This window comes from Blautia obeum ATCC 29174 (assembly GCF_025147765.1).
GTDB lineage: Bacteria > Bacillota > Clostridia > Lachnospirales > Lachnospiraceae > Blautia_A > Blautia_A obeum.
Genome location: NZ_CP102265.1, coordinates 2,631,026 through 2,649,906 on the forward strand (window position 1 = coordinate 2,631,026; position 18,881 = coordinate 2,649,906).

The 18,881-nt window shown below is 41.6% G+C and carries 33 protein-coding genes; all 33 read right to left on the minus strand.

All coding sequences use genetic code 11. From position 1 onward, the window contains the following. Positions 1 to 39: 39 nt before the first annotated feature. Positions 40 to 633 carry a 30S ribosomal protein S4 gene (gene rpsD, locus NQ503_RS12740; RefSeq protein WP_005428567.1) on the minus strand — a complete coding sequence of 198 codons (594 nt, stop codon included), beginning with the start codon at positions 631 to 633 and terminating at the stop codon, positions 40 to 42. A gap of 19 nt (positions 634 to 652) precedes the next feature. Then, entirely contained in the window at positions 653 to 1,048 is a 396-nt protein-coding gene (gene rpsK, locus NQ503_RS12745; RefSeq protein WP_005428565.1) for a 30S ribosomal protein S11, read from the minus strand. A gap of 47 nt (positions 1,049 to 1,095) precedes the next feature. Further along, a complete protein-coding gene (gene rpsM / locus NQ503_RS12750; RefSeq protein ID WP_022387993.1) occupies positions 1,096 to 1,464 on the minus strand; it encodes a 30S ribosomal protein S13 in 369 nt (122 codons plus the stop codon). 300 nt (positions 1,465 to 1,764) lie between these two features. Beyond that, positions 1,765 to 1,878: a 50S ribosomal protein L36 gene (gene rpmJ / locus NQ503_RS12755; RefSeq protein WP_003497809.1), complete on the minus strand. Its 114-nt coding sequence runs from the start codon at positions 1,876 to 1,878 to the stop codon at positions 1,765 to 1,767. A 640-nt stretch (positions 1,879 to 2,518) separates the two neighbouring features. Continuing rightward, the gene (infA, locus tag NQ503_RS12760; RefSeq protein ID WP_005428560.1) at positions 2,519 to 2,737 is read right to left on the minus strand and encodes a translation initiation factor IF-1; all 219 of its coding nucleotides are present in this window, start codon (positions 2,735 to 2,737) and stop codon (positions 2,519 to 2,521) included. Positions 2,738 to 2,759: 22 nt separating this feature from the next. Then, complete coding sequence (map, locus tag NQ503_RS12765) at positions 2,760 to 3,515, minus strand: type I methionyl aminopeptidase (protein ID WP_005428549.1); 756 nt, start codon at positions 3,513 to 3,515, stop codon at positions 2,760 to 2,762. Positions 3,516 to 3,517: 2 nt separating this feature from the next. Continuing rightward, positions 3,518 to 4,162, minus strand: coding sequence for an adenylate kinase (locus NQ503_RS12770; RefSeq protein ID WP_055056354.1), 645 nt, complete (start codon positions 4,160 to 4,162; stop codon positions 3,518 to 3,520). A gap of 96 nt (positions 4,163 to 4,258) precedes the next feature. Continuing rightward, positions 4,259 to 5,575 carry a preprotein translocase subunit SecY gene (secY, locus tag NQ503_RS12775; protein WP_005425000.1) on the minus strand — a complete coding sequence of 439 codons (1,317 nt, stop codon included), beginning with the start codon at positions 5,573 to 5,575 and terminating at the stop codon, positions 4,259 to 4,261. Next, complete coding sequence (gene rplO / locus NQ503_RS12780) at positions 5,575 to 6,015, minus strand: 50S ribosomal protein L15 (RefSeq protein ID WP_005424999.1); 441 nt, start codon at positions 6,013 to 6,015, stop codon at positions 5,575 to 5,577. Before rplO ends, secY begins: the two co-directional genes overlap by 1 nt. Positions 6,016 to 6,054: 39 nt before the next feature. Next, a complete protein-coding gene (rpmD, locus tag NQ503_RS12785; RefSeq protein WP_008707273.1) occupies positions 6,055 to 6,237 on the minus strand; it encodes a 50S ribosomal protein L30 in 183 nt (60 codons plus the stop codon). 13 nt (positions 6,238 to 6,250) lie between these two features. Continuing rightward, complete coding sequence (gene rpsE / locus NQ503_RS12790; RefSeq protein ID WP_005424995.1) at positions 6,251 to 6,760, minus strand: 30S ribosomal protein S5; 510 nt, start codon at positions 6,758 to 6,760, stop codon at positions 6,251 to 6,253. An 18-nt stretch (positions 6,761 to 6,778) separates the two neighbouring features. Next, complete coding sequence (rplR, locus tag NQ503_RS12795) at positions 6,779 to 7,147, minus strand: 50S ribosomal protein L18 (RefSeq protein ID WP_005424994.1); 369 nt, start codon at positions 7,145 to 7,147, stop codon at positions 6,779 to 6,781. A 17-nt stretch (positions 7,148 to 7,164) separates the two neighbouring features. After that, entirely contained in the window at positions 7,165 to 7,704 is a 540-nt protein-coding gene (rplF, locus tag NQ503_RS12800) for a 50S ribosomal protein L6 (protein WP_005424992.1), read from the minus strand. Between the two features lie 212 nt (positions 7,705 to 7,916). Next, on the minus strand, positions 7,917 to 8,318 hold the full coding sequence (gene rpsH, locus NQ503_RS12805; protein WP_005424990.1) for a 30S ribosomal protein S8: 402 nt from the start codon (positions 8,316 to 8,318) through the stop codon (positions 7,917 to 7,919). 56 nt (positions 8,319 to 8,374) lie between these two features. Next, entirely contained in the window at positions 8,375 to 8,560 is a 186-nt protein-coding gene (locus NQ503_RS12810) for a type Z 30S ribosomal protein S14 (protein WP_005424988.1), read from the minus strand. 14 nt (positions 8,561 to 8,574) lie between these two features. Next, positions 8,575 to 9,114, minus strand: coding sequence for a 50S ribosomal protein L5 (gene rplE / locus NQ503_RS12815; RefSeq protein WP_044925691.1), 540 nt, complete (start codon positions 9,112 to 9,114; stop codon positions 8,575 to 8,577). Between the two features lie 21 nt (positions 9,115 to 9,135). Continuing rightward, a complete protein-coding gene (gene rplX / locus NQ503_RS12820) occupies positions 9,136 to 9,447 on the minus strand; it encodes a 50S ribosomal protein L24 (RefSeq protein ID WP_005424986.1) in 312 nt (103 codons plus the stop codon). An 11-nt stretch (positions 9,448 to 9,458) separates the two neighbouring features. Continuing rightward, positions 9,459 to 9,827: a 50S ribosomal protein L14 gene (gene rplN / locus NQ503_RS12825; RefSeq protein ID WP_005424985.1), complete on the minus strand. Its 369-nt coding sequence runs from the start codon at positions 9,825 to 9,827 to the stop codon at positions 9,459 to 9,461. Between the two features lie 13 nt (positions 9,828 to 9,840). After that, entirely contained in the window at positions 9,841 to 10,095 is a 255-nt protein-coding gene (gene rpsQ, locus NQ503_RS12830) for a 30S ribosomal protein S17 (RefSeq protein ID WP_008707264.1), read from the minus strand. 22 nt (positions 10,096 to 10,117) lie between these two features. After that, complete coding sequence (gene rpmC / locus NQ503_RS12835) at positions 10,118 to 10,327, minus strand: 50S ribosomal protein L29 (protein WP_022067328.1); 210 nt, start codon at positions 10,325 to 10,327, stop codon at positions 10,118 to 10,120. Beyond that, positions 10,317 to 10,754 (minus strand): 50S ribosomal protein L16, encoded by a 438-nt coding sequence (rplP, locus tag NQ503_RS12840; protein ID WP_005424982.1) that lies wholly within the window; start codon positions 10,752 to 10,754, stop codon positions 10,317 to 10,319. Before rplP ends, rpmC begins: the two co-directional genes overlap by 11 nt. Next, positions 10,754 to 11,410: a 30S ribosomal protein S3 gene (rpsC, locus tag NQ503_RS12845; protein ID WP_005424980.1), complete on the minus strand. Its 657-nt coding sequence runs from the start codon at positions 11,408 to 11,410 to the stop codon at positions 10,754 to 10,756. The genes rplP and rpsC overlap by 1 nt, the downstream gene beginning before the upstream one ends. 11 nt (positions 11,411 to 11,421) lie before the next feature. Then, complete coding sequence (gene rplV / locus NQ503_RS12850; RefSeq protein WP_005424978.1) at positions 11,422 to 11,811, minus strand: 50S ribosomal protein L22; 390 nt, start codon at positions 11,809 to 11,811, stop codon at positions 11,422 to 11,424. 96 nt (positions 11,812 to 11,907) lie between these two features. Beyond that, positions 11,908 to 12,189 carry a 30S ribosomal protein S19 gene (gene rpsS / locus NQ503_RS12855; RefSeq protein WP_008707255.1) on the minus strand — a complete coding sequence of 94 codons (282 nt, stop codon included), beginning with the start codon at positions 12,187 to 12,189 and terminating at the stop codon, positions 11,908 to 11,910. A gap of 15 nt (positions 12,190 to 12,204) precedes the next feature. Next, complete coding sequence (gene rplB, locus NQ503_RS12860) at positions 12,205 to 13,050, minus strand: 50S ribosomal protein L2 (RefSeq protein WP_044925688.1); 846 nt, start codon at positions 13,048 to 13,050, stop codon at positions 12,205 to 12,207. A gap of 63 nt (positions 13,051 to 13,113) precedes the next feature. Next, complete coding sequence (gene rplW, locus NQ503_RS12865) at positions 13,114 to 13,413, minus strand: 50S ribosomal protein L23 (RefSeq protein WP_005424975.1); 300 nt, start codon at positions 13,411 to 13,413, stop codon at positions 13,114 to 13,116. Next, positions 13,413 to 14,033, minus strand: coding sequence for a 50S ribosomal protein L4 (gene rplD / locus NQ503_RS12870; protein ID WP_005424974.1), 621 nt, complete (start codon positions 14,031 to 14,033; stop codon positions 13,413 to 13,415). The genes rplW and rplD overlap by 1 nt, the downstream gene beginning before the upstream one ends. 21 nt (positions 14,034 to 14,054) lie before the next feature. Then, the gene (rplC, locus tag NQ503_RS12875; RefSeq protein WP_005424973.1) at positions 14,055 to 14,687 is read right to left on the minus strand and encodes a 50S ribosomal protein L3; all 633 of its coding nucleotides are present in this window, start codon (positions 14,685 to 14,687) and stop codon (positions 14,055 to 14,057) included. 87 nt (positions 14,688 to 14,774) lie between these two features. Then, on the minus strand, positions 14,775 to 15,092 hold the full coding sequence (gene rpsJ / locus NQ503_RS12880; RefSeq protein WP_005424971.1) for a 30S ribosomal protein S10: 318 nt from the start codon (positions 15,090 to 15,092) through the stop codon (positions 14,775 to 14,777). A 445-nt stretch (positions 15,093 to 15,537) separates the two neighbouring features. After that, positions 15,538 to 16,635 (minus strand): hypothetical protein, encoded by a 1,098-nt coding sequence (locus NQ503_RS12885; RefSeq protein WP_005424970.1) that lies wholly within the window; start codon positions 16,633 to 16,635, stop codon positions 15,538 to 15,540. Between the two features lie 103 nt (positions 16,636 to 16,738). Beyond that, positions 16,739 to 16,993, minus strand: coding sequence for an HPr family phosphocarrier protein (locus NQ503_RS12890; protein WP_022389247.1), 255 nt, complete (start codon positions 16,991 to 16,993; stop codon positions 16,739 to 16,741). Next, positions 16,990 to 17,937, minus strand: a complete 948-nt coding sequence (gene whiA / locus NQ503_RS12895) for a DNA-binding protein WhiA (RefSeq protein ID WP_044925686.1) — start codon at positions 17,935 to 17,937, stop codon at positions 16,990 to 16,992. Before whiA ends, NQ503_RS12890 begins: the two co-directional genes overlap by 4 nt. 59 nt (positions 17,938 to 17,996) lie before the next feature. Beyond that, entirely contained in the window at positions 17,997 to 18,875 is an 879-nt protein-coding gene (gene rapZ, locus NQ503_RS12900) for an RNase adapter RapZ (RefSeq protein ID WP_005424966.1), read from the minus strand. Positions 18,876 to 18,881 lie beyond the last annotated feature (6 nt).

Sequence of the window (18,881 nt, forward strand, 5' to 3'; positions counted from 1 at the left end):
GGGTTTGTCAACATTTGAGGGTATTTAATTTAAAATGCATTATTTGGAGTACAACTCGACGATAAGCATTTCGTTAACCGGAACATCAATAGCTTCTCTTCTTGGAAGTTCTTTTACAGTTCCGCTTAAAGCTTCCTGATTTACATCAAGCCATTCCGGAACAAGTCTTCCACCTGTTACTTCCAGAATTCCTTTGTATCTTTCAGAACCTTTGCATTTTTCTTTGATTTCGATTGTGTCACCAGCTTTTACAAGGTAAGACGGAATGTTTACACATTTTCCGTTTACAAGTACATGCTTGTGGTCAACGATCTGACGAGCTTCACGTCTGGTTCTAGCAAGTCCCATACGGAATACTACGTTGTCAAGTCTGCTTTCCAGAAGAACCATAAGGTTTTCACCAGTCTGTCCTGGCATTCTGTCAGCTTTGTTGTAGTAGTTGTGGAAAGGTTTTTCCAGAACTCCGTAGATGAATTTTGCTTTCTGTTTTTCTCTTAACTGTAAACCGTACTCAGACACTTTTCTGTTTGCACGTTTTAACTGTCTTGTAGATTTTTTATCAATTCCTAAATAAATCGGATCCAGGCCGAGGGATCTGCATCTTTTCAGAACAGGAACTCTATTTACTGCCATTTCAAGCTACCTCCTAAAATTAGACTCTTCTGCGTTTTGGTGGACGGCATCCGTTGTGCGGAACCGGTGTTACGTCACGGATACTTGTTACTTCAAGACCACATGCCTGAAGTGCACGGATTGCAGCTTCACGTCCTGATCCTGGTCCTTTAACCATAACATCAACAGTTTTTAAACCATGAATTAAAGCAGCTTTTGTTGCAGTCTCAGCTGCCATCTGTGCTGCATAAGGGGTAGATTTTCTTGAACCTCTAAATCCCAGACCACCAGCACTTGCCCATGAAAGAGCGTTTCCTTCGCTGTCTGTCAGAGTAACAATTGTGTTGTTAAAAGAAGACTGGATATGTGCCTGTCCGTGTTCAACGTTTTTCTTAACACGACGTTTTGTTGTCGCTTTTCTGGTTGTCTTTGCCATTTTAAAACTAACCTACACTTTCCTTTATATAATCAATTATACGTTACTTATTTCTTTTTGTTTGCAACGGTTCTCTTAGGACCTTTGCGTGTTCTAGCGTTTGTTTTGGTCTTCTGGCCACGAACCGGAAGTCCTTTACGATGACGGATACCTCTGTAGCATCCGATTTCCTGCAGTCTCTTGATATTCAGAGCGATTTCACGACGAAGATCACCTTCAACTGTCATTGTTTCATCAATTACAGCACTGATTTTCTTAACATCATCATCTGTCAGGTCTCTGACACGAATGTCAGGATTTACACCTGCCTGAGCAAGAATTTTGTCAGCGCTTGTTCTGCCGATACCATAGATATAGGTAAGGCCGATTTCGATACGTTTGTCTCTTGGTAAGTCTACACCAGCTATACGAGCCATGTACTGTTTCCTCCATTTTCTTTTTGGATAGTCTTCTGAATTATACCACTTGCTGTCTCGCAAGGTGAAATGGGGTATATCTTCACAAGCTTCCTGATTTTCTAGTTTCCTAATTGGGGTGCCTCGGTAAAACACCCAGCCGCTTTTGGCGTAAAGCGACCTTTCCGAAATTGTGTCCTCACGGACGCTGTTGCCTCTCGGTATTAGGCAATACATGCTTCTTTAATAAGATATTAAAACAGTTCGAACAACCCTTCCGGGTGTATCAAACTGCAGCCGCACGTTTCACAAACTTGTCAATTAACCCTGACGCTGTTTGTGTTTTGGATTTTCACAGATTACTCTGATAGATCCTTTTCTTTTGATGATCTTGCATTTTTCGCAGATCGGCTTTACAGATGATCTTACTTTCACTGGAAATCCTCCTTTTCCGTAATATAGGCTTGAATCTGCAGTTCATACACACAGTCTTTGCGCGTACATATGATATATTAACACTGTCGATTGGATTATGCAAGCCCTAATTTTAAATTTTTGTTAATTTTTTTGTTGGAGTAGAATGTAGAAATGGTACGTTACGGAGATGAGAAGGATGGTACTTCCTGACACACTGCGATTTCTATATGATTCGTGCGCTTGTTTGATGCCATTCACGCAAACTCGGCTTCGCCTCAAACAGTGCGTTCGGTGGCATCAGCTAGCACAAATCATATGACGAAATCTACGTTTACCGTCTGGAAGTACCATCCTTCTATCTCCTGACTGTACCCTTTGAATACATAGCAACGGATGGACGGTCGATGACGGTAGTTGATCGCAGACCGCCTTCGGCTTTGTTAATATATGAGAAATAAAAAATAATCGGCTCAGCCTGCATAATTCAATAGCTTAGAATACAGGATTAGTCGATATTTTTTTATTTCTACAGCATAGAGCTTTATAATCCATCCCCTCACAAATGAAAAAACTCCCCCTGTAAGCCGGCGTGGCCAAGAGGGGGAGTTTGAGGGGGACATGCGGCCTTCGCAACTGTGAGCCTGTCCCCCTCAAATCTTTATTTATCTCTCCAGATAATACGTCCCTTAGAAAGATCATATGGAGAAAGTTCAATTGTTACTTTATCTCCAGGAAGAATACGGATAAAGTTCATACGCAGCTTTCCGCTGATATGTGCCAGCACTACATGCTTGTTTTCCAGTTCTACTTTGAACATCGCATTAGGCAGCTTCTCTAATACAGTACCTTCCACTTCGATTACATCTGCTTTAGACATTATAAACCTCCTGTGTCATCTGTCATTTTGTAAGAGTCAGAATTTCCGGTTCTCCATCCGTGATCAGAATGGTGTTTTCATAATGTGCAGAAAGTGAACCGTCCATCGTTACAACCGTCCACTCATCATCTTCCCACGCTACATCTGCGCGTCCAAGATTGATCATCGGTTCGATTGCAAGTGTCATACCCGGCATCAGCTTGATGCCTCTACGTTTCTGTGGGAAATTCGGGATCTGCGGATCTTCATGAAGATGAGTTCCGATTCCGTGTCCTACCAGGTCACGTACGATTCCGTAGTTGAATTTTGCAGCATATGCACCAATTGCCTTGGAAACATCGTTCAGATGATTTCCGGCTTTTGCAAATTTGATTCCTTCAAAAAAGCTCTGTTTTGTAACTTCCATCAGCTGTTTTGCTTCCGGAGATACCTCACCGACTGCATAAGTACGCGCTGCATCTGAATGATATCCTTTATAGATCAGTCCGGCGTCAATCTTTACAAGATCGCCTTCCTGGATGATCTTCTGTCTGGACGGGATTCCATGTACGACTTCATCATTCAGACTGATGCAAAATGATGCTGGAAAGCCCTGATAATTTTTAAAGTTCGGAATGCAGCCCATAGAGCGGATCATATCCTCACCAATTCGATCCAGTTCTTTTGTGCTGATTCCCGGCTTAATGTGAGAAGCCAATTCATCATGAACCTGTTCCAGTAAATGACCGGCATGTCTCATAAGCTCAATTTCATGTTCTGACTTAATAGAAACTGACATCTTTATTCTCCCAAGATTTCGACGATTGCCTGGAAAACTTTATCCAGTGCAGCTGTTCCGTCTACCGTCTTCAAAACACCCTGTTTTGTGTAATAGTCAATCAGCGGCTGTGTCTGTTCATGATAAACCTTCAGACGTTTGGAAACGGTTTCTGGTTTATCGTCATCACGGAGTACAAGATTTTCGCCACAGGTATCGCAAACATTTTCTACCTTCGGTGCAGCATATACAATATGATAAGTTGCTCCACATTTCAGGCATGCTCTTCTTCCTGACATGCGGTTCACAATATTGTCATCCGGTACATCTACATCAATTGCGTAGTCAATTTTGCTTCCCAGTTTTTCAAGAGCGGCTGTCAGGCATTCTGCCTGAGGAATCGTTCTCGGGAAACCATCCAGTACGTATCCGTTCTTTGCATCATCCTGCTGAATTCTGTCTACTACAAGATCACAGGTTAATTCATCTGGTACTAAAAGTCCCTGATCCATATATGTCTTTGCTTTTTTCCCCAATTCAGTACCATTTTTTATGTTTGCACGGAAAATATCCCCAGTGGAAATGTGCGGAATTCCATATTTTTCAGCAATTTTCTTTGCCTGTGTTCCCTTTCCAGCTCCCGGTGCACCTAACATAATAATACGCATAATAAATACCCTCCTTTTTCTTTATGAAGCATAAGCTTTATAGAAATTTCCATAAAGCAAAAAAGACTGTGATGCTTTCACACCACAGCCTTCGTTTTAGCTGTTCAGAAAGCCTTTGTAATTGCGGACAAGCAACTGAGACTCGATCTGCTTCAATGTTTCAAGAACAACACCAACGACGATGATGATAGATGTTCCACCAAATGAAACATGTGCTCCAAATACACCATTGAAGAAGAACGGAATTACTGCCACAATAATCAGGCCTACCGCACCTATAAATATAATATAATTAAGCATTTTAGTCAAATAGTCTGATGTTGGTTTTCCAGGACGAATACCTGGGATAAAACCACCCTGCTTTTTGATATTATCTGCGACTTCCAACGGATTAAATGTGATAGAAGTGTAGAAATATGCAAAGAATACACAAAGTACAATGTATACAAGCAGTCCCCAGCTATACTGTGGCTGGGATGGATTACACCAGTTACTTGAAGAAAGACCTCTCAGGATCTCGCTTCCGATGCCTGTTCCGTTTGTCTTACCGGCAAACTGCGCGATAACACCCGGGAATGACATGATTGAGGAAGCAAAGATGATCGGGATAACACCTGCGGTGTTAACTTTCAATGGGATGTTGGTGGCCTGGCCGCCCATCATCTTTCTGCCAACCATCTTTTTGGAGTACTGAACAGGAATCCTTCTCTCTGCTCCATTAAGAATAAGGACAAATACAACTACAACCATAATGATTGCAAAAATAATCACTCCTGCAAGCATTCCTTTTGCAATTGTTTTTCCCTTAATAAAGTTCTCATAAAGAGTTGTCATATCACTTGGAATTCTGGATACGATATTAACCGCAAGAACGATAGAAATACCATTTCCAACACCCTTTTCTGTGATACGTTCACCGATCCACATCAGCATAGCAGAACCGGCTGTAAGGCTGGCGATTACTACAACTGCCTTTAAGAAATTCATATCTTTTACGATATTTCCACGGCTGAATCCGATTGTCATGGCAATAGACTCAAAAAGAGCCAGACCAACTGTGACATAACGGGTAATCGCAGTCATTTTCTTTCTTCCCTCTTCACCATCTCTGTGCATTTCCTCCAGAGCAGGAATTGCAATTGTCAAAAGTTGGATAATAATGGAAGATGTAATGTATGGTGTGATGTTCAACGCAAAAACAGACATGCTTTCAAAGGAACCACCGGTGAATGCATCAAAGAAATTGAATGCATCACCGGTATTGCTCTTGAACCACTGTTTGAATACGCTGCCATCCACACCCGGGATGGGAAGCTGCGAACCTATACGGATGACAAAGATCATCGCTAACAGGTAGAGAAGCTTACGTCTCATCTCTTTCACTCTAAAAGCACTTTTAAGAGTCTCAAACATTAGATCACCTCTACTGTACCACCTGCAGCTTCGATTTTTGCTTTTGCGGTTTCGCTGACAGCATTTACTTTTACATTAAGTTTTTTGGTCAGCTCACCGTTTCCAAGAATTTTAACACCGTCTCCGGCTTTGGAAATTGCACGGCTCTCCAGTAAAGTTTCAACGGTAACATCTGTACCATCTTCGAAACGATTGAGAACGTCTACATTGATTGCGATGATTTCTTTAGAATTTCTATTCTTGAAACCTCTCTTCGGAAGACGTCTGTATAAAGGCATCTGTCCACCTTCAAATCCCGGTTTCTTATGTCCGGAACGAGCTAACTGTCCTTTGTGTCCTTTTCCGGCTGTTTTACCGTTTCCGGATCCATGTCCACGGCCTCTTCTGAAGTTATCACTATGTTTAGAACCTTCTGCTGGTCTTAAGTTTGATAATTCCATCTTTGGCACCTCCTTTTATTATTCAATCTCTGGAAATTATTATGCTTCTTCTACTTTTACAAGATGCTGAACCTGCTGGATCATTCCTCTTGTAGCTGCATTGTCAGGCATTTCAACTGTTTTGTGCATTTTTGTAAGTCCCATAGCTGCTACAGTTTTTTTGTGTTTCGGAACTGCACCGATTGGAGACTTAACAAGTGTAACTTTTAATGTGTTTGCCATTATTTTGTCCTCCTTATGCCAGAATCTCTTCTACAGATTTTCCGCGAAGTTTTGCAACTTCTTCCGGAGTTTTCAGTTTGCTTAATCCTTCGATAGTAGCCAGAACTACGTTCTGTTTATTTCTGGATCCCATACATTTTGTACGGATATTTTTGATTCCTGCAAGCTCGATGACTGCACGGGCTGGACCACCAGCGATAACTCCAGTACCTTCCGGAGCACGTTTCAGAAGCATTTCAGCACTTCCGAATTTACCTACATAGTCATGAGTGATGGAATTGTTCTCATCTCTTGCAACTGTAACCAGTTTTTTCATGGCATCTTCTTTTCCTTTGCGGATAGCTTCCGGAATTTCAGCTGCCTTTCCTAAACCTGCACCAACATGTCCGTTGCCGTCACCTACAACAACCAAAGCTGTGAAACGGAAGTTACGGCCACCTTTAACAACCTTGGTAACACGTTTGATTGACACTACTTTATCTTCTAATTCTAACTGACTAGCATCAATAAGATTATTTTTCATGTGTCTTTTTCCTCCCTTTTAGAATTTCAGCCCAGCTTCTCTTGCTGCGTCTGCCAGTGCCTTTACTTTACCGTGATAGATATAGCCTCCTCTGTCGAAGACAACGCTTTCGATACCTGCTTCAACTGCTTTCTTTCCGATTACAGTTCCAAGGTATGCTGCAGCTTTTACATCATCAGTATTTTCCAGTTCAGCTTTTACATCTTTCTGAAGAGTAGAAGCAGATACTAAAGTTTTTCCTACAGTGTCATCAATGATCTGTGCATACATATGCTTGTTGGAACGATATACTGCCAGTCTTGGAGTAGTAGCTGTTCCATTGAGATGATGACGGATTCTTCTATGTTTTTTCTCGCGAATTTCCGCTCTGGATGCTTTATTAATCATATTCTCACTCTCCTTATTTATTTCTTACCAGTCTTACCGACTTTACGTCTGATAACTTCATCAGCATACTTGATACCTTTGCCCTTATATGGCTCCGGTCTTCTCTTATCTCTGATTTCAGCTGCATACTGGCCAACTTTTTCTTTGCTGATACCGGAAACGATGATCTTGTTTCCATCAACTTTGGATTCCAGACCTTCTGGATCTTCCATCTCTACCGGGTGAGAATATCCCAGAGAAAGAACAAGTTTCTTGCCCTGTTTCTGTGCTCTATAACCTACACCGTTAACTTCAAGCTCTTTTGTGTAGCCTTCGCTTACACCGATTACCATATTGTGGATCAGGCTTCTTGTCAGACCGTGTAATGCTTTCATTTTCTTAAGATCATTTGGTCTTGTAACTACTACATGACCATCTTCTACTTTGATTTCCATTTCGGTTGGAAGTGCTCTTTCGAGTGTTCCTTTAGGACCTTTAACGGTTACTACATTACCTGCAGCTACGCTTACTTCAACGCCTGCCGGGATAGCTACCGGAAGTCTTCCGATTCGTGACATAATATTGTCCTCCTTACTTAAATTGTCGGAGAAGGTACTTCCTTCTCTGTTTTCAGTGCATTAACCACTTAACAAGTACAAGTGCTGTACAAGTTTAGTGTGAAAGTACACCTCGACACTTAATGAGAAAGTCGATGCATTGCGCCGGCTGTCGAATTTAGTGACGATGGTGTTTCCTTCATCTATAAAAATCTGCTTGCAGATTTTTTACCTTACCAAACGAATGCAAGAACTTCTCCACCAACCTGAAGTTTACGAGCTTCTTTGTCAGTGATTACACCTTTGTTTGTGGAAAGAATTGCGATTCCAAGTCCGCCAAGTACTCTCGGGAGTTCATCTTTACCAGCGTAGATACGAAGACCTGGTTTGGAGATTCTCTTAAGTCCTGTGATGATCTTGTCGTTCTTTGTTTCACCATATTTCAGTGTGATGTGGATGGTTTTGAATACACCATCTTCGATCAGATCGTATTTTGCAATGTATCCTTCATCTACAAGGATGTTTGCGATTGCGATTTTCATTTTGGATGCCGGAACATCTACTGTATCATGTTTTGCAGTGTTAGCGTTACGGATTCTTGTAAGCATATCTGCGATTGGATCACTCATTGTCATGTTAGTTTCCTCCTAATTTTTCAGACTTTACATGTCGATATATTTTCTAAATCAAATTACCAAGAAGCTTTTTTAACACCCGGGATCTGACCTTTGTAAGCCAGTTCACGGAAGCAGATACGGCAGATACCGTATTTTCTCAGGTATGCATGTGGACGTCCACAGATTCTGCAGCGGCTGTATTCTCTTGTGGAGAATTTCTGTTTGCGCTGCTGTTTGATTTTCATTGCTGTTTTAGCCATTCGAATTCTCCTCCTTATTTAGCAAAAGGCATATTGAACTGAGTTAACAGCTCACGAGCCTCTTCGTCTGTCTTAGCAGTTGTAACGAAGATGATATCCATACCTCTTACTTTGTCTACCTTATCATACTCAACTTCTGGGAAGATCAGCTGTTCTTTAATTCCCAATGCGTAGTTTCCTCTGCCATCGAAAGCGTTTGGATTAACACCACGGAAGTCACGTACACGAGGAAGAGCAAGGTTAATCAGACGATCAGCGAACTCATACATCTTCTCGCCTCTTAAGGTAACCTTACAACCGATTGGCATACCCTCTCTGATTTTGAAGTTAGCTACAGATTTTTTAGCTTTTGTTGCGATTGCTTTCTGGCCTGTGATCAGTTCCATATCAGCGATTGCTGCATCAAGAAGCTTAGCGTTTTCTTTAGCTTCACCAACACCCATGTTGATAACGATCTTATCGAGTTTTGGCACTTCCATAACGTTTTTATATCCAAATTTTTTGGTCATGGCATCCATGATCTCATTTTTGTAAAGTTCTTTTAATCTACTCACCTGTCATGCCTCCTCTCTTAATTAATCGATAACTTTACCTGTTGCTTTTGCAACACGTACTTTTTTGTCTCCATCCATCTGGAATCCAACTCTTGTAGCTTTTCCGTCAACAACGAGCATTACGTTGGAAATATGAAGAGCAGCTTCTTTTGTTGTGATTCCGCCAGCCTGGTTTGCAGCTGATGGTTTGTTGTGCTTTGTAACCATGTTGATACCTTCAACGATTACGGTGTTGTCTTTTACGTTAACGGCAAGAACTTTTCCTTCTTTGCCTTTATCTTTTCCAGCGATTACTTTAACAGTATCGCCTTTTTTAATTTTCATAGCTGACATTAGGCACCCTCCTATAATACTTCCGGAGCTAAGGAAACGATCTTCATGAATTTTTTCTCACGAAGTTCTCTGGCAACTGGTCCAAAGATACGTGTTCCTTTCGGAGTTAAATCGTCTTTAATGATTACGGCTGCATTTTCATCGAAACGGATGTAAGATCCATCTTTACGACGAGCGCCTTTTTTTGTACGAACTACAACAGCTTTTACTACATCGCCTTTTTTAACAACACCGCCTGGTGTTGCATCTTTAACAGTAGCAACGATAGTATCACCGATGTTAGCATATCTTCTTGTAGAGCCACCCATAACACGAATACAAAGGATTTCTTTTGCACCAGTGTTGTCGGCAACTTTCAGTCTTGTTTCCTGCTGAATCATACTGGTTTCCTCCTTATTTCACTTTCTCTACAATTTCAACCAGTCTCCATCTTTTGTCCTTGGACAGCGGTCTGGTTTCCATAACTTTAACGGTATCACCGATATTGCACTCATTGTTTTCATCATGAGCTTTAAGTTTATATGTTCTCTTTACGATTTTTTTGTAAAGAGGATGTTTTACATGGTCTTCGATAGCAACAACAATGGTCTTGTCCATCTTATTGCTGACAACCTTACCCACACGGGTCTTTCTCAGATTTCTTTCCACGATTATTTCCTCCTATATATCACTATTTCGCAGCGTTTGCCTGCTCAGTGATTACTGTCTGGATTCTGGCAATATTTTTGCGAACCTCTTTGATTCTGCTTGTATTGTCTAACTGATTGGTTGCATTCTGAAATCTCAGATTGAAAAGTTCTTTTTTAGCAGCTACTAATTCTTCATTTAATTCTGCAGCTGATTTTGCCTTTAAATCTTCTACGAATTTATTAATTTTCACTGTTATCACCGCCTTCTAAGTCTGCACGAGAAACGATTTTACATTTACATGGTAACTTGTGCATCGCAAGACGTAATGCTTCACGAGCGATTTCTTCAGAAACGCCTGCGATTTCGAACATTACACGTCCTGGCTTAACAACTGCTACCCAGTACTCAAGGGAACCTTTTCCGGAACCCATACGTGTTTCTGCTGGTTTCGCTGTTACTGGTTTATCCGGGAAAATCTTAATCCAAACCTGGCCACCACGTTTGATATAACGAGTCATGGCAACACGGGCTGCTTCGATCTGATTAGATCTGATCCAGCAAGGTTCGGTAGCAACAAGACCGAATTCACCATAATTGATTTTGTTACCTCTGAGGGCTTTACCTTTCATGGTGCCACGGAACTGTTTACGACGTTTTACTCTTTTTGGCATTAACATTATTTATCGCTCCCTTCCTTATTTCCTTTAGTAGGAAGTACTTCACCGTTGTATACCCAAGCTTTTACACCAACTTTTCCGTAAGTTGTGTCTGCTTCTGCAAATCCGTAATCAATGTCTGCACGAAGTGTCTGAAGCGGAATAGTTCCTTCGCTGTAGAACTCTGTACGAGCCATATCAGCTCCACCAAGACGTCCAGATACGGATGTTTTGATTCCTTTTGCTCCAGCTTTCATTGTTCTCTGCATTGTAGATTTCATAGCACGTCTGAAGGAGATACGGTTCTCAAGCTGCAGTGCAATGTTTTCAGCAACAAGCTGAGCATCTCTGTCCGGTCTCTTTACTTCTTTGATATCTACGATCAGTTTCTTATCTGTATATTTCTGTAATTCAGCTTTAACTTTTTCGATCTCAGAACCGCCCTTACCGATTACGATACCCGGTTTAGCAGTATAGATGATGATCTTAACTCTGTCAGATGCTCTTTCGATCTCGATTTTAGAAACACCTGCGCTGTAAAGTTTTTTCTTTAAAAATGTTCTGATATTATAATCTTCAACCAGGTAATCTGCAAAATCTGCTTCTGCATACCATCTGGAATCCCAATCCTTGATAACACCGACTCTAAGGCCATGTGGGTTAACTTTCTGTCCCATGCTTTTCCTCCTTATCTTTCATCCAGCACGATGGTGATATGGCTTGTTCTCTTCTCGATTCTGTAAGCTCTACCCTGTGCTCTTGGCTGAATACGTTTCATTGTAGGTCCTTTGTTTGCATAGCACGCTGCAACGTAGAGGTTATCTGCGCTCATTCCGTTATTGTTTTCTGCGTTTGCGATTGCTGACTCAAGCAGTTTCTTCAGAACGCTTGAAGCGTATCTCGGATTATATGTGAGGATACCAAGTGCTGTCTGCACGTCTTTACCACGGATTGCATCTAATACATAGCAGGCTTTCTGAACAGAAATTCTTGCATAAGATAATTTTGCAGACGGTCTTGTCTCTCTATTACTCTCATTTCTGGCTCTCTTAATCTGGCTTCTATGTCCCTTTGCCATTTTAAAGTGCCTCCTTTCCAATTTTTCGATATCTGGTAACACCGCCTTGCTGCCCCTTATGGGACAACAGGCAGATTATTTATTTTAAGTTTAATACTAGCGAACGCCGGATTTCTTTTCGTCTTTTCCGTGTCCTCTGTAAGTTCTTGTTGCAACGAACTCACCAAGTTTATGTCCTACCATATCTTCTGTTACATATACCGGCACATGTTTTCTTCCGTCATGTACTGCGATTGTATGTCCTACGAAGGACGGGAAGATAGTGGAACGACGTGACCATGTTTTGATCACAGATTTATCATTTGCAGCATTCAGAGCGTCAACCTTTTTAAGCAGGCTTGCGTCTGCGAAAGGTCCTTTTTTCAATGAACGAGACATTCTGTACCCTCCTTATTATTTTGATAAAGCTTTTCCATCGCGTCTTCTTACGATGAGCTTGTTGGACTGTTTGTTTTTCTTTCTGGTCTTCAGACCAAGAGCAGGTTTGCCCCATGGTGTACACGGGCCTGGGCGACCGATTCCGGTCTTTCCTTCACCACCGCCATGCGGATGGTCATTCGGGTTCATTACGGAACCACGAACTGTAGGTCTGATTCCCATGTGACGTTTACGTCCAGCTTTACCAATGTTAACAAGGTTGTGATCGCCGTTACCAACAACACCGATAGATGCGCGGCATACAAGCGGAACCATTCTCATTTCTCCAGACGGTAATCTTAATGTTGCGTATTTTCCTTCTTTAGCCATCAGCTGAGCACCGTTACCAGCAGAACGAACCATCTGTCCGCCCTTTCCTGGGTGAAGCTCAATGTTGTGTACCATAGTACCAACCGGGATAAGTTCCAGTGGCAGACAGTTTCCTACACGGATTTCTGCTTCCGGACCGTTCATGACTTTCTGTCCGACTTTCAGTCCTTCTGGAGCAAGGATGTATGCTTTTTCACCATCTTCATAGCTGATCAGAGCGATGTTTGCTGTTCTGTTTGGATCGTATTCGATTGTCTTAACAGTAGCATGGATTCCATCTTTTCTTCTCTTGAAGTCGATGATTCTGTATTTTCTTCTGCTTCCGCCTCCGCGGTGTCTAACAGTGATTTTACCCTGGTTGTTACGTCCAGCATTTTTCTTCAGAGATACGACTAAGGATTTCTCAGGGGTACTTGTTGTGATCTCAGAGAAATCAGATCCAGTCATATGTCTTCTGGAAGGTGTATATGGGTTATAGGTTTTGATTCCCATGATGTTTCTCCTTTCGAATATTAGTTATCATGCTTTCCAGCATATATCTTCAGAAAGCGTGGATTATAATCCTTCGAAGATCTCGATATCTTTGCTTTCTTCTGTAAGAGCTACGATCGCTTTTTTAGTTTTAGCTGTTTTACCAACTGTAACACCGCGACGTTTTTTCTTTCCATCCATGTTCATGGTGTTTACGCTCTTTACTTTTGTTCCTTCGAACATTTTCTCAACAGCCTCTTTGATCTGAGACTTGTTTGCTTCCGGATGAACCAGGAATGTATATTTTTTCTCACCCATGGCGTTCATGGATTTCTCTGTGATTACAGGCTTGAGAATTACATCATAATATTTAATATCTGCCATTATGCGTATACCTCCTCAATGGATGCAACTGCGTCTTTTGTAACCACTACTGTATTGTGTTTCATAACATCATATACGTTGATAGTGTTTACAGTTGCAGTCTGTACATCTGCAATGTTTCTTGCAGAAAGAACTACTTTCTGATCATCATCAGCAGTTACAACAAGAGCTTTGTCTGCTTTCAGGTTTGTGAGAACCTTCTGCATTTCTTTTGTCTTTGCTTCTGCAAGTGCAAGGCTGTCAACAACAACCAGTTTATTTTCCTGAACCTTAGAAGTCAGAGCGGATTTCAGAGCTGCTCTTCTTTCTTTTTTGTTCATTTTTACTTCATAATCTCTCGGTACCGGAGCGAATACTACACCGCCGCCAGTCCACTGTGGTGCACGGATGGAACCCTGTCTTGCATGACCTGTTCCTTTCTGTCTCCACGGTTTTCTTCCGCCGCCGCTTACCTCAGAACGTGTTTTTGCTTTCTGAGTACCCTGGCGATTATTTGCAAGCTGACGAACAACAGCAAGATGAACCAGATGCTCGTTGATTTCTACTCCGAACACTGCATCGTTCAGTTCCATTGTTCCAACTTCATTGCCTTCCATATTATAAACTGTTACGTTTGCCATTCTGATGCTCCTCCTTTCTCATTATAAAGACTTTACTGTCTCTTTGATGGTCACCAGAGATTTCTTAGGTCCTGGAACAGCACCTTTCACTAACAGTAAGTTATTTTCTGTGTCAACGCGAACAATCTCAAGGTTCTGAACAGTAACCTGTACATTTCCCATGTGACCCGGCATGTGTTTTCCTTTGAATACTTTACTCGGATCGGAGCAAGCACCATTGGAACCAGCATGACGATGATATTTGGAGCCGTGAGCCATAGGTCCTCTGGACTGTCCATGTCTCTTGATAGCGCCCTGGAAACCTTTACCTTTGGAAACAGCAGTTACATCGATGTGATCGCCGTCTGCAAAGATATCAGTTTTAATTTCCTGTCCTACAGTGTATTCTGCAGCATTTTCAAATCTGAATTCTTTTACAAATCTCTTTGCTGCAACACCAGCTTTGTCAAAGTGACCTTTTTCCGGTTTGTTAACCAGTTTTTCTCTGATTTCGCCATAGCCCACCTGAACTGCAGCGTATCCATCGTTTTCCTCTGTCTTAACCTGAGTTACAACGCATGGACCAGCCTGTAAAACGGTTACCGGGATTAACTGGCCATCTTCATTGAAGATCTGAGTCATTCCGACTTTTGTAGCTAAAATAGCTTTCTTCATTTCTTTCTTCCTCCTTATAGCGGATTACCAAAAAGGCAATCATATAGTTTTTTGAAACGCCCAAAGGGCATTTAAAACGAGTTTAAATTATTTTGTTTTCATCTTGATATCGATGTTAACGCCAGCAGGCATTTCCAGTCTGGAAAGTGCATCAACTGTTTTCTGAGTTGGTGTCATGATATCGATAAGTCTCTTGTGAGTTCTCTGCTCGAACTGTTCTCTGGAATCTTTATATTTGTGAACAGCTCTTAAGATTGTAACAACTTCCTTCTTAGTCGGAAGCGGAACCGGTCCGCTAACTGTTGCTCCGTTCTTTTTAACAGTCTCGATGATTTTTGCTGCGGATGCATCTACTAACTGATGATCGTAAGCTTTTAATGTGATTCTCATTACCTGATTTGCCATAAAAAAAGTCTCCTCCTATTCGTACTCAATTATGCAGTACGACAAGCGGCGACTGTACACATCTCCGTGTGTGTCTTTCGACTTCTTTACACACGTCCATCCCGTTGATGGTTTCTGAACTTGTACAGTGACTTGTCGTCAGTTTCCTAACTTGACATTCGCTCCACGGAAAACCCGTCATATCCTGACGGCAACCTCGCGCTTCATTGCTATCATGTCACAGCAAGGATTATTATACACAAGGCATTTCACTTATGCAAGTCCTTTTTTCATTTATTTTTGTATTTTTATAAGTACAATTTTATTTATACTCTTTTACCCAGGAATTATCGTTCCAGTTATATCAAAAGCGGCTTCAGGAGTTTCTCCCGAGCCGCTTTCTGCGTTACTTCTTATATATAAGAAGTAATTATTTCTTATAATATGTAACATTTAAATTCAGATATTATTCGTTATCCTCTTCTTCATCATCTTCTCCTGCAATGATATCCGAATAATCAAACAATGTTACTTTTGTAATAGAGTCTCTTACGATATCAGGAGTATCTCCTGCCTTACGCGCTTTATTTGCCAGTTGAGCTGCTGAGCGTCTTGGAATCGCAAGTTTCTTGATTTCAACCTCTTCTTCCTCATCCTCCGGTTCTGTTTCAGCAAGATCGCTTTCGAGAAGCGAAATTCTCTCAGTAAGGTTGCCCGGTGCATCAAAGTAGTCATCCGGAAGTTCCTGGCTGTCATCTGCGGTTGCAGCGGCAATTTCTTTTTTCAGAAGCTCATGTGCCTCGCTTGTTGCAGCCTGCACATTTTGTGTCGGACGTACGGTTGGTTCCTGTTCCTGTGCTTCTTCATCAAGATCATCTTCATAGATTTCATCTACAAAACCGCCTGTACGGATTTTTTTTCTTTTTATCTTTTCCTCTTTTTTGGCACGTTTTTTCTTTTCTTTCTCTCCATAAAGAAGCTCGTTGTCTTCTTCCTTCATTTTTCTTGCACGCGCCTTTTCTTCCATTTTAAGTTCTTTAGAAGTTTTCACATGTCGTGTATCACCCTGAAGATCTTCATATTCATCTTCCGGCTCTTTTTTCCAGAGTTCCGCAATCACATATAATATAATAAGGAAAAGAATTACAAGCCCGAGGATGATCAGGCCTTCAATACTTTCTGTAGCTACAAGCAAATATCCCACAAATGGAATTGTAACTACGATCTTCGGTACCCAGTTCTTGACTGACACTGTGATATTCTGCTGTGCAGATGTTGTAGTATCGATCACTGTACCCGTATTATTTTCCCGATTTACACTTACCAGATTGTAACGATAAGACTTTCCATCTTCCTGGACAAGAATCGGTGTTCCCGCAGCAACGTCTTCTGTTTTTACCGGTATAGCATAGGTCACAGAACCTACCGGCAAATTTGTAGCTTTATCTGAAGAATCCATAATAACTGTTCTTACCCCAAAGAATGGCGGCAGAGCCAGTCCAAGAACACACACGATCGTACAAATAACAAAGAAATGTACAATAAATTTCAAAAATTTTGACATTGGTATCTCCTTTGCTTTGGTTCACCTTTTATTAAAAGCATTGCCCTGGAATCGGTCTTCTTCCCGGCAATGCTCTTTTATATTATAGAATAACGAATCCTGATTACTGATTGCTCAAATAATTTTCAATGCTCTTCATTGCGTCCTCTTCATCTTCCCCATTTGCAGAAAGAGTAATTTCTTCTCCCGCATCAAGACCAAGTGTCATCATTCCCATGATACTTTTTGCATTGACTTTTTTTCTTCCAATCTCAACGTAGATCTCACTGTTAAACTGACTGGCAACCTGAACCAGCTGCGCAACTGGGCGCGCTTCAAGTCCTGTAGACAGGTGAATAGTGATTGGTTTTTTAATCATAATAAATCCTCCTCGTTCATCCGCAGTTCATCGGCTATCTCACTTAATTTTCTCAGCCGGTGATTAACCCCTGATTTTCCAACCTGCGGATTTAACATCATTCCTAGTTCTTTAAGTGTGGCCTCCGGGTACTGCAATCTCAGTTCTGCAATTTCTGCCAGTCCTTCGTTCAGATTATGAAATCCTTTTTTCTGTTCGATCAGCCTGATATCTTCGATCTGTTTGACTGCCGCGTTCACCGTTTTATTGATATTTGCTGTTTCACAGTTTACTTTCCGGTTGACGGAATTACGCATCTCCTTCAGGATCCGGATATTCTCCAGATTCATCAGTGCCACATTTGCTTCCATAATTGCCAGCATATCTACGATCTGCGCGCCTTCTTTCACATAGACCACATATGACTTCTTACGCAGCACGATCTTCGCATCGATCTGAAAACTACAGATGATTTCTTGCAAATGCGCAGCTTTTCTCTCATCCTGAGTAACGATTTCAAAATGATACCCTTTTTCCGGATCACTGATCGATCCGGATGCAAGAAAAGCACCCCGGATAAACGCCCGCTTACAGCAGCTCTGCTGCGTGAGCAATGCATTCTCCGTATATAACGTTTCTCCGTCACCCTCATTCACCGAAAGTTTCGTTCCCTGAAGGACAGTCTCCACCTGTCCGGGATCTGTGATCTCCACATAATACACATTTCCCTTCTTCATCTGACGACTCTCGCGAATGGCTATTTCTGTTTCTATATTAAATGTTTTTTGTAATAAAGTAAAGTACTTTCTCACCACAGCATCATTTTCTGTCTGAAACCGCAGTATCCCTGCGGCAGTCATTTTGCCACAGGCACTGAGCAATGCTGCAATTTCTGCAATCCGGCAGTGTCTTGCCGTGCTGATCTGTCTGGAAAGTTCTTCTTTCACCATCCCCGAAAAAGACATTTCCATTTCTCCTGTTCTGCTACTCTGTTTCGTTACATTTCGATTTGCTCACAGCATCTCTACTTCTTCAGAAGAGCGTCCTTACCGATATCTCTGTGTTCCAGCCGTATTCCATATTCACGCTTCTCCACCAGTCTGTTATACAGAACCCTTGCCAGTGTCACAGATCTGTGTTTTCCTCCGGTACATCCTATTGCAATGACCAGACTTGTTTTGCCTTCCTTCGCATAATTCGGAATCAGAAATTCAACCATATCTTCCAGTTTCTGAGCAAACTGTCTGGCTGTTTCATTATCCATCACATAATTATAAACACCCTCATCCATTCCCGTCTGCGGTCGCAGTTCATCTACATAATACGGATTTGGAAGAAAGCGGACATCAAAGACCAGGTCTGCATCTTCCGGTATTCCATACTTAAATCCGAAAGAAAGAACAGATATCATCATATTACTGAATTTTCCGTTATCAACAAAAATATTATTCAGTTCCTTCTTCAGTTCTCTGGTCAGCAGATGTGTTGTATCTATAATATAATCTGCCCTGTTGCGTAAAAATTCTGTTTTTTTACGTTCCAGCCTGATTCCATCATCCACTCTTCCTGTCATGGCAAGCGGATGGCTTCTTCTTGATTCTTTATATCTTTTGACAAGTACTTTATCATCCGCATCAAGAAAAAGGATCTCAAAAGTATGTCCTTCTGCTTTCAGTCTGTCAAGCACAACTTCCAGTTCTTCAAGAGCCCGTCCGCTGCGTGCATCAATACCTATCGCAGCGTTCTGTACTTCTTCATCCTGCGATGTCGCCATCAGCGAGACAAATTTCCCGACAAGCGCGATCGGCAGATTATCTACACAAAAATATCTCGCATCCTCAAGCATTTTCAGTGCAGTAGATTTTCCTGCTCCTGACATGCCGGTAACAATTACAAGCCGCATGTTTTA

Coding starts and splice junctions, on each gene's coding strand:
- rplV (WP_005424978.1), bottom strand. CDS start 11,811: ATGGCAAAGGGACATAGAAGCCAGATTAAGAGAGCCAGAAATGAGAGT.
- infA (WP_005428560.1), bottom strand. CDS start 2,737: ATGTCTAAAGCAGATGTAATCGAAGTGGAAGGTACTGTATTAGAGAAG.
- rpsD (WP_005428567.1), bottom strand. CDS start 633: ATGGCAGTAAATAGAGTTCCTGTTCTGAAAAGATGCAGATCCCTCGGC.
- rplF (WP_005424992.1), bottom strand. CDS start 7,704: ATGTCACGAATCGGAAGACTTCCGGTAGCTATCCCGGCAGGCGTTGAA.
- secY (WP_005425000.1), bottom strand. CDS start 5,575: ATGTTTGAGACTCTTAAAAGTGCTTTTAGAGTGAAAGAGATGAGACGT.
- rpsM (WP_022387993.1), bottom strand. CDS start 1,464: ATGGCTCGTATAGCTGGTGTAGACTTACCAAGAGACAAACGTATCGAA.
- NQ503_RS12890 (WP_022389247.1), bottom strand. CDS start 16,993: ATGATTAAAAAACCAATCACTATTCACCTGTCTACAGGACTTGAAGCG.
- rplC (WP_005424973.1), bottom strand. CDS start 14,687: ATGAAGAAAGCTATTTTAGCTACAAAAGTCGGAATGACTCAGATCTTC.
- rplB (WP_044925688.1), bottom strand. CDS start 13,050: ATGGGAATCAAAACCTATAACCCATATACACCTTCCAGAAGACATATG.
- rplN (WP_005424985.1), bottom strand. CDS start 9,827: ATGATTCAGCAGGAAACAAGACTGAAAGTTGCCGACAACACTGGTGCA.
- rplX (WP_005424986.1), bottom strand. CDS start 9,447: ATGTCAGCTATGAAAATTAAAAAAGGCGATACTGTTAAAGTAATCGCT.
- rpsJ (WP_005424971.1), bottom strand. CDS start 15,092: ATGGCAAATCAGGTAATGAGAATCACATTAAAAGCTTACGATCATCAG.
- map (WP_005428549.1), bottom strand. CDS start 3,515: ATGTCAGTTTCTATTAAGTCAGAACATGAAATTGAGCTTATGAGACAT.
- rapZ (WP_005424966.1), bottom strand. CDS start 18,875: ATGCGGCTTGTAATTGTTACCGGCATGTCAGGAGCAGGAAAATCTACT.
- rplP (WP_005424982.1), bottom strand. CDS start 10,754: ATGTTAATGCCAAAAAGAGTAAAACGTCGTAAACAGTTCCGTGGCACC.
- rpsK (WP_005428565.1), bottom strand. CDS start 1,048: ATGGCAAAGACAACCAGAAAAGCGACAACAAAACGTCGTGTTAAGAAA.
- rpsE (WP_005424995.1), bottom strand. CDS start 6,760: ATGAAAAATAATCTTATTGATGCTAGTCAGTTAGAATTAGAAGATAAA.
- rplO (WP_005424999.1), bottom strand. CDS start 6,015: ATGGAATTATCAAACTTAAGACCAGCAGAAGGTTCTAAACATAGTGAT.
- rpsC (WP_005424980.1), bottom strand. CDS start 11,410: ATGGGACAGAAAGTTAACCCACATGGCCTTAGAGTCGGTGTTATCAAG.
- rplW (WP_005424975.1), bottom strand. CDS start 13,413: ATGGCAGATATTAAATATTATGATGTAATTCTCAAGCCTGTAATCACA.
- rplR (WP_005424994.1), bottom strand. CDS start 7,147: ATGATTAATAAAGCATCCAGAGCGGAAATTCGCGAGAAAAAACATAGA.
- rplD (WP_005424974.1), bottom strand. CDS start 14,033: ATGGCAAACGTAACAGTTTATAATATGGAAGGCAATGAAGTTGGAACA.
- NQ503_RS12770 (WP_055056354.1), bottom strand. CDS start 4,162: ATGCGTATTATTATGTTAGGTGCACCGGGAGCTGGAAAGGGAACACAG.
- whiA (WP_044925686.1), bottom strand. CDS start 17,937: ATGTCTTTTTCGGGGATGGTGAAAGAAGAACTTTCCAGACAGATCAGC.
- rpsH (WP_005424990.1), bottom strand. CDS start 8,318: ATGACAATGAGTGATCCAATCGCAGATATGCTTACAAGAATCCGTAAC.
- NQ503_RS12810 (WP_005424988.1), bottom strand. CDS start 8,560: ATGGCTAAAACAGCAATGAAAATCAAACAGCAGCGCAAACAGAAATTC.
- rpsS (WP_008707255.1), bottom strand. CDS start 12,189: ATGTCTCGTTCATTGAAAAAAGGACCTTTCGCAGACGCAAGCCTGCTT.
- NQ503_RS12885 (WP_005424970.1), bottom strand. CDS start 16,635: ATGTCAAAATTTTTGAAATTTATTGTACATTTCTTTGTTATTTGTACG.
- rpmD (WP_008707273.1), bottom strand. CDS start 6,237: ATGGCAAACACATTAAAAGTTACACTTGTTAAGTCTCCAATCGGTGCA.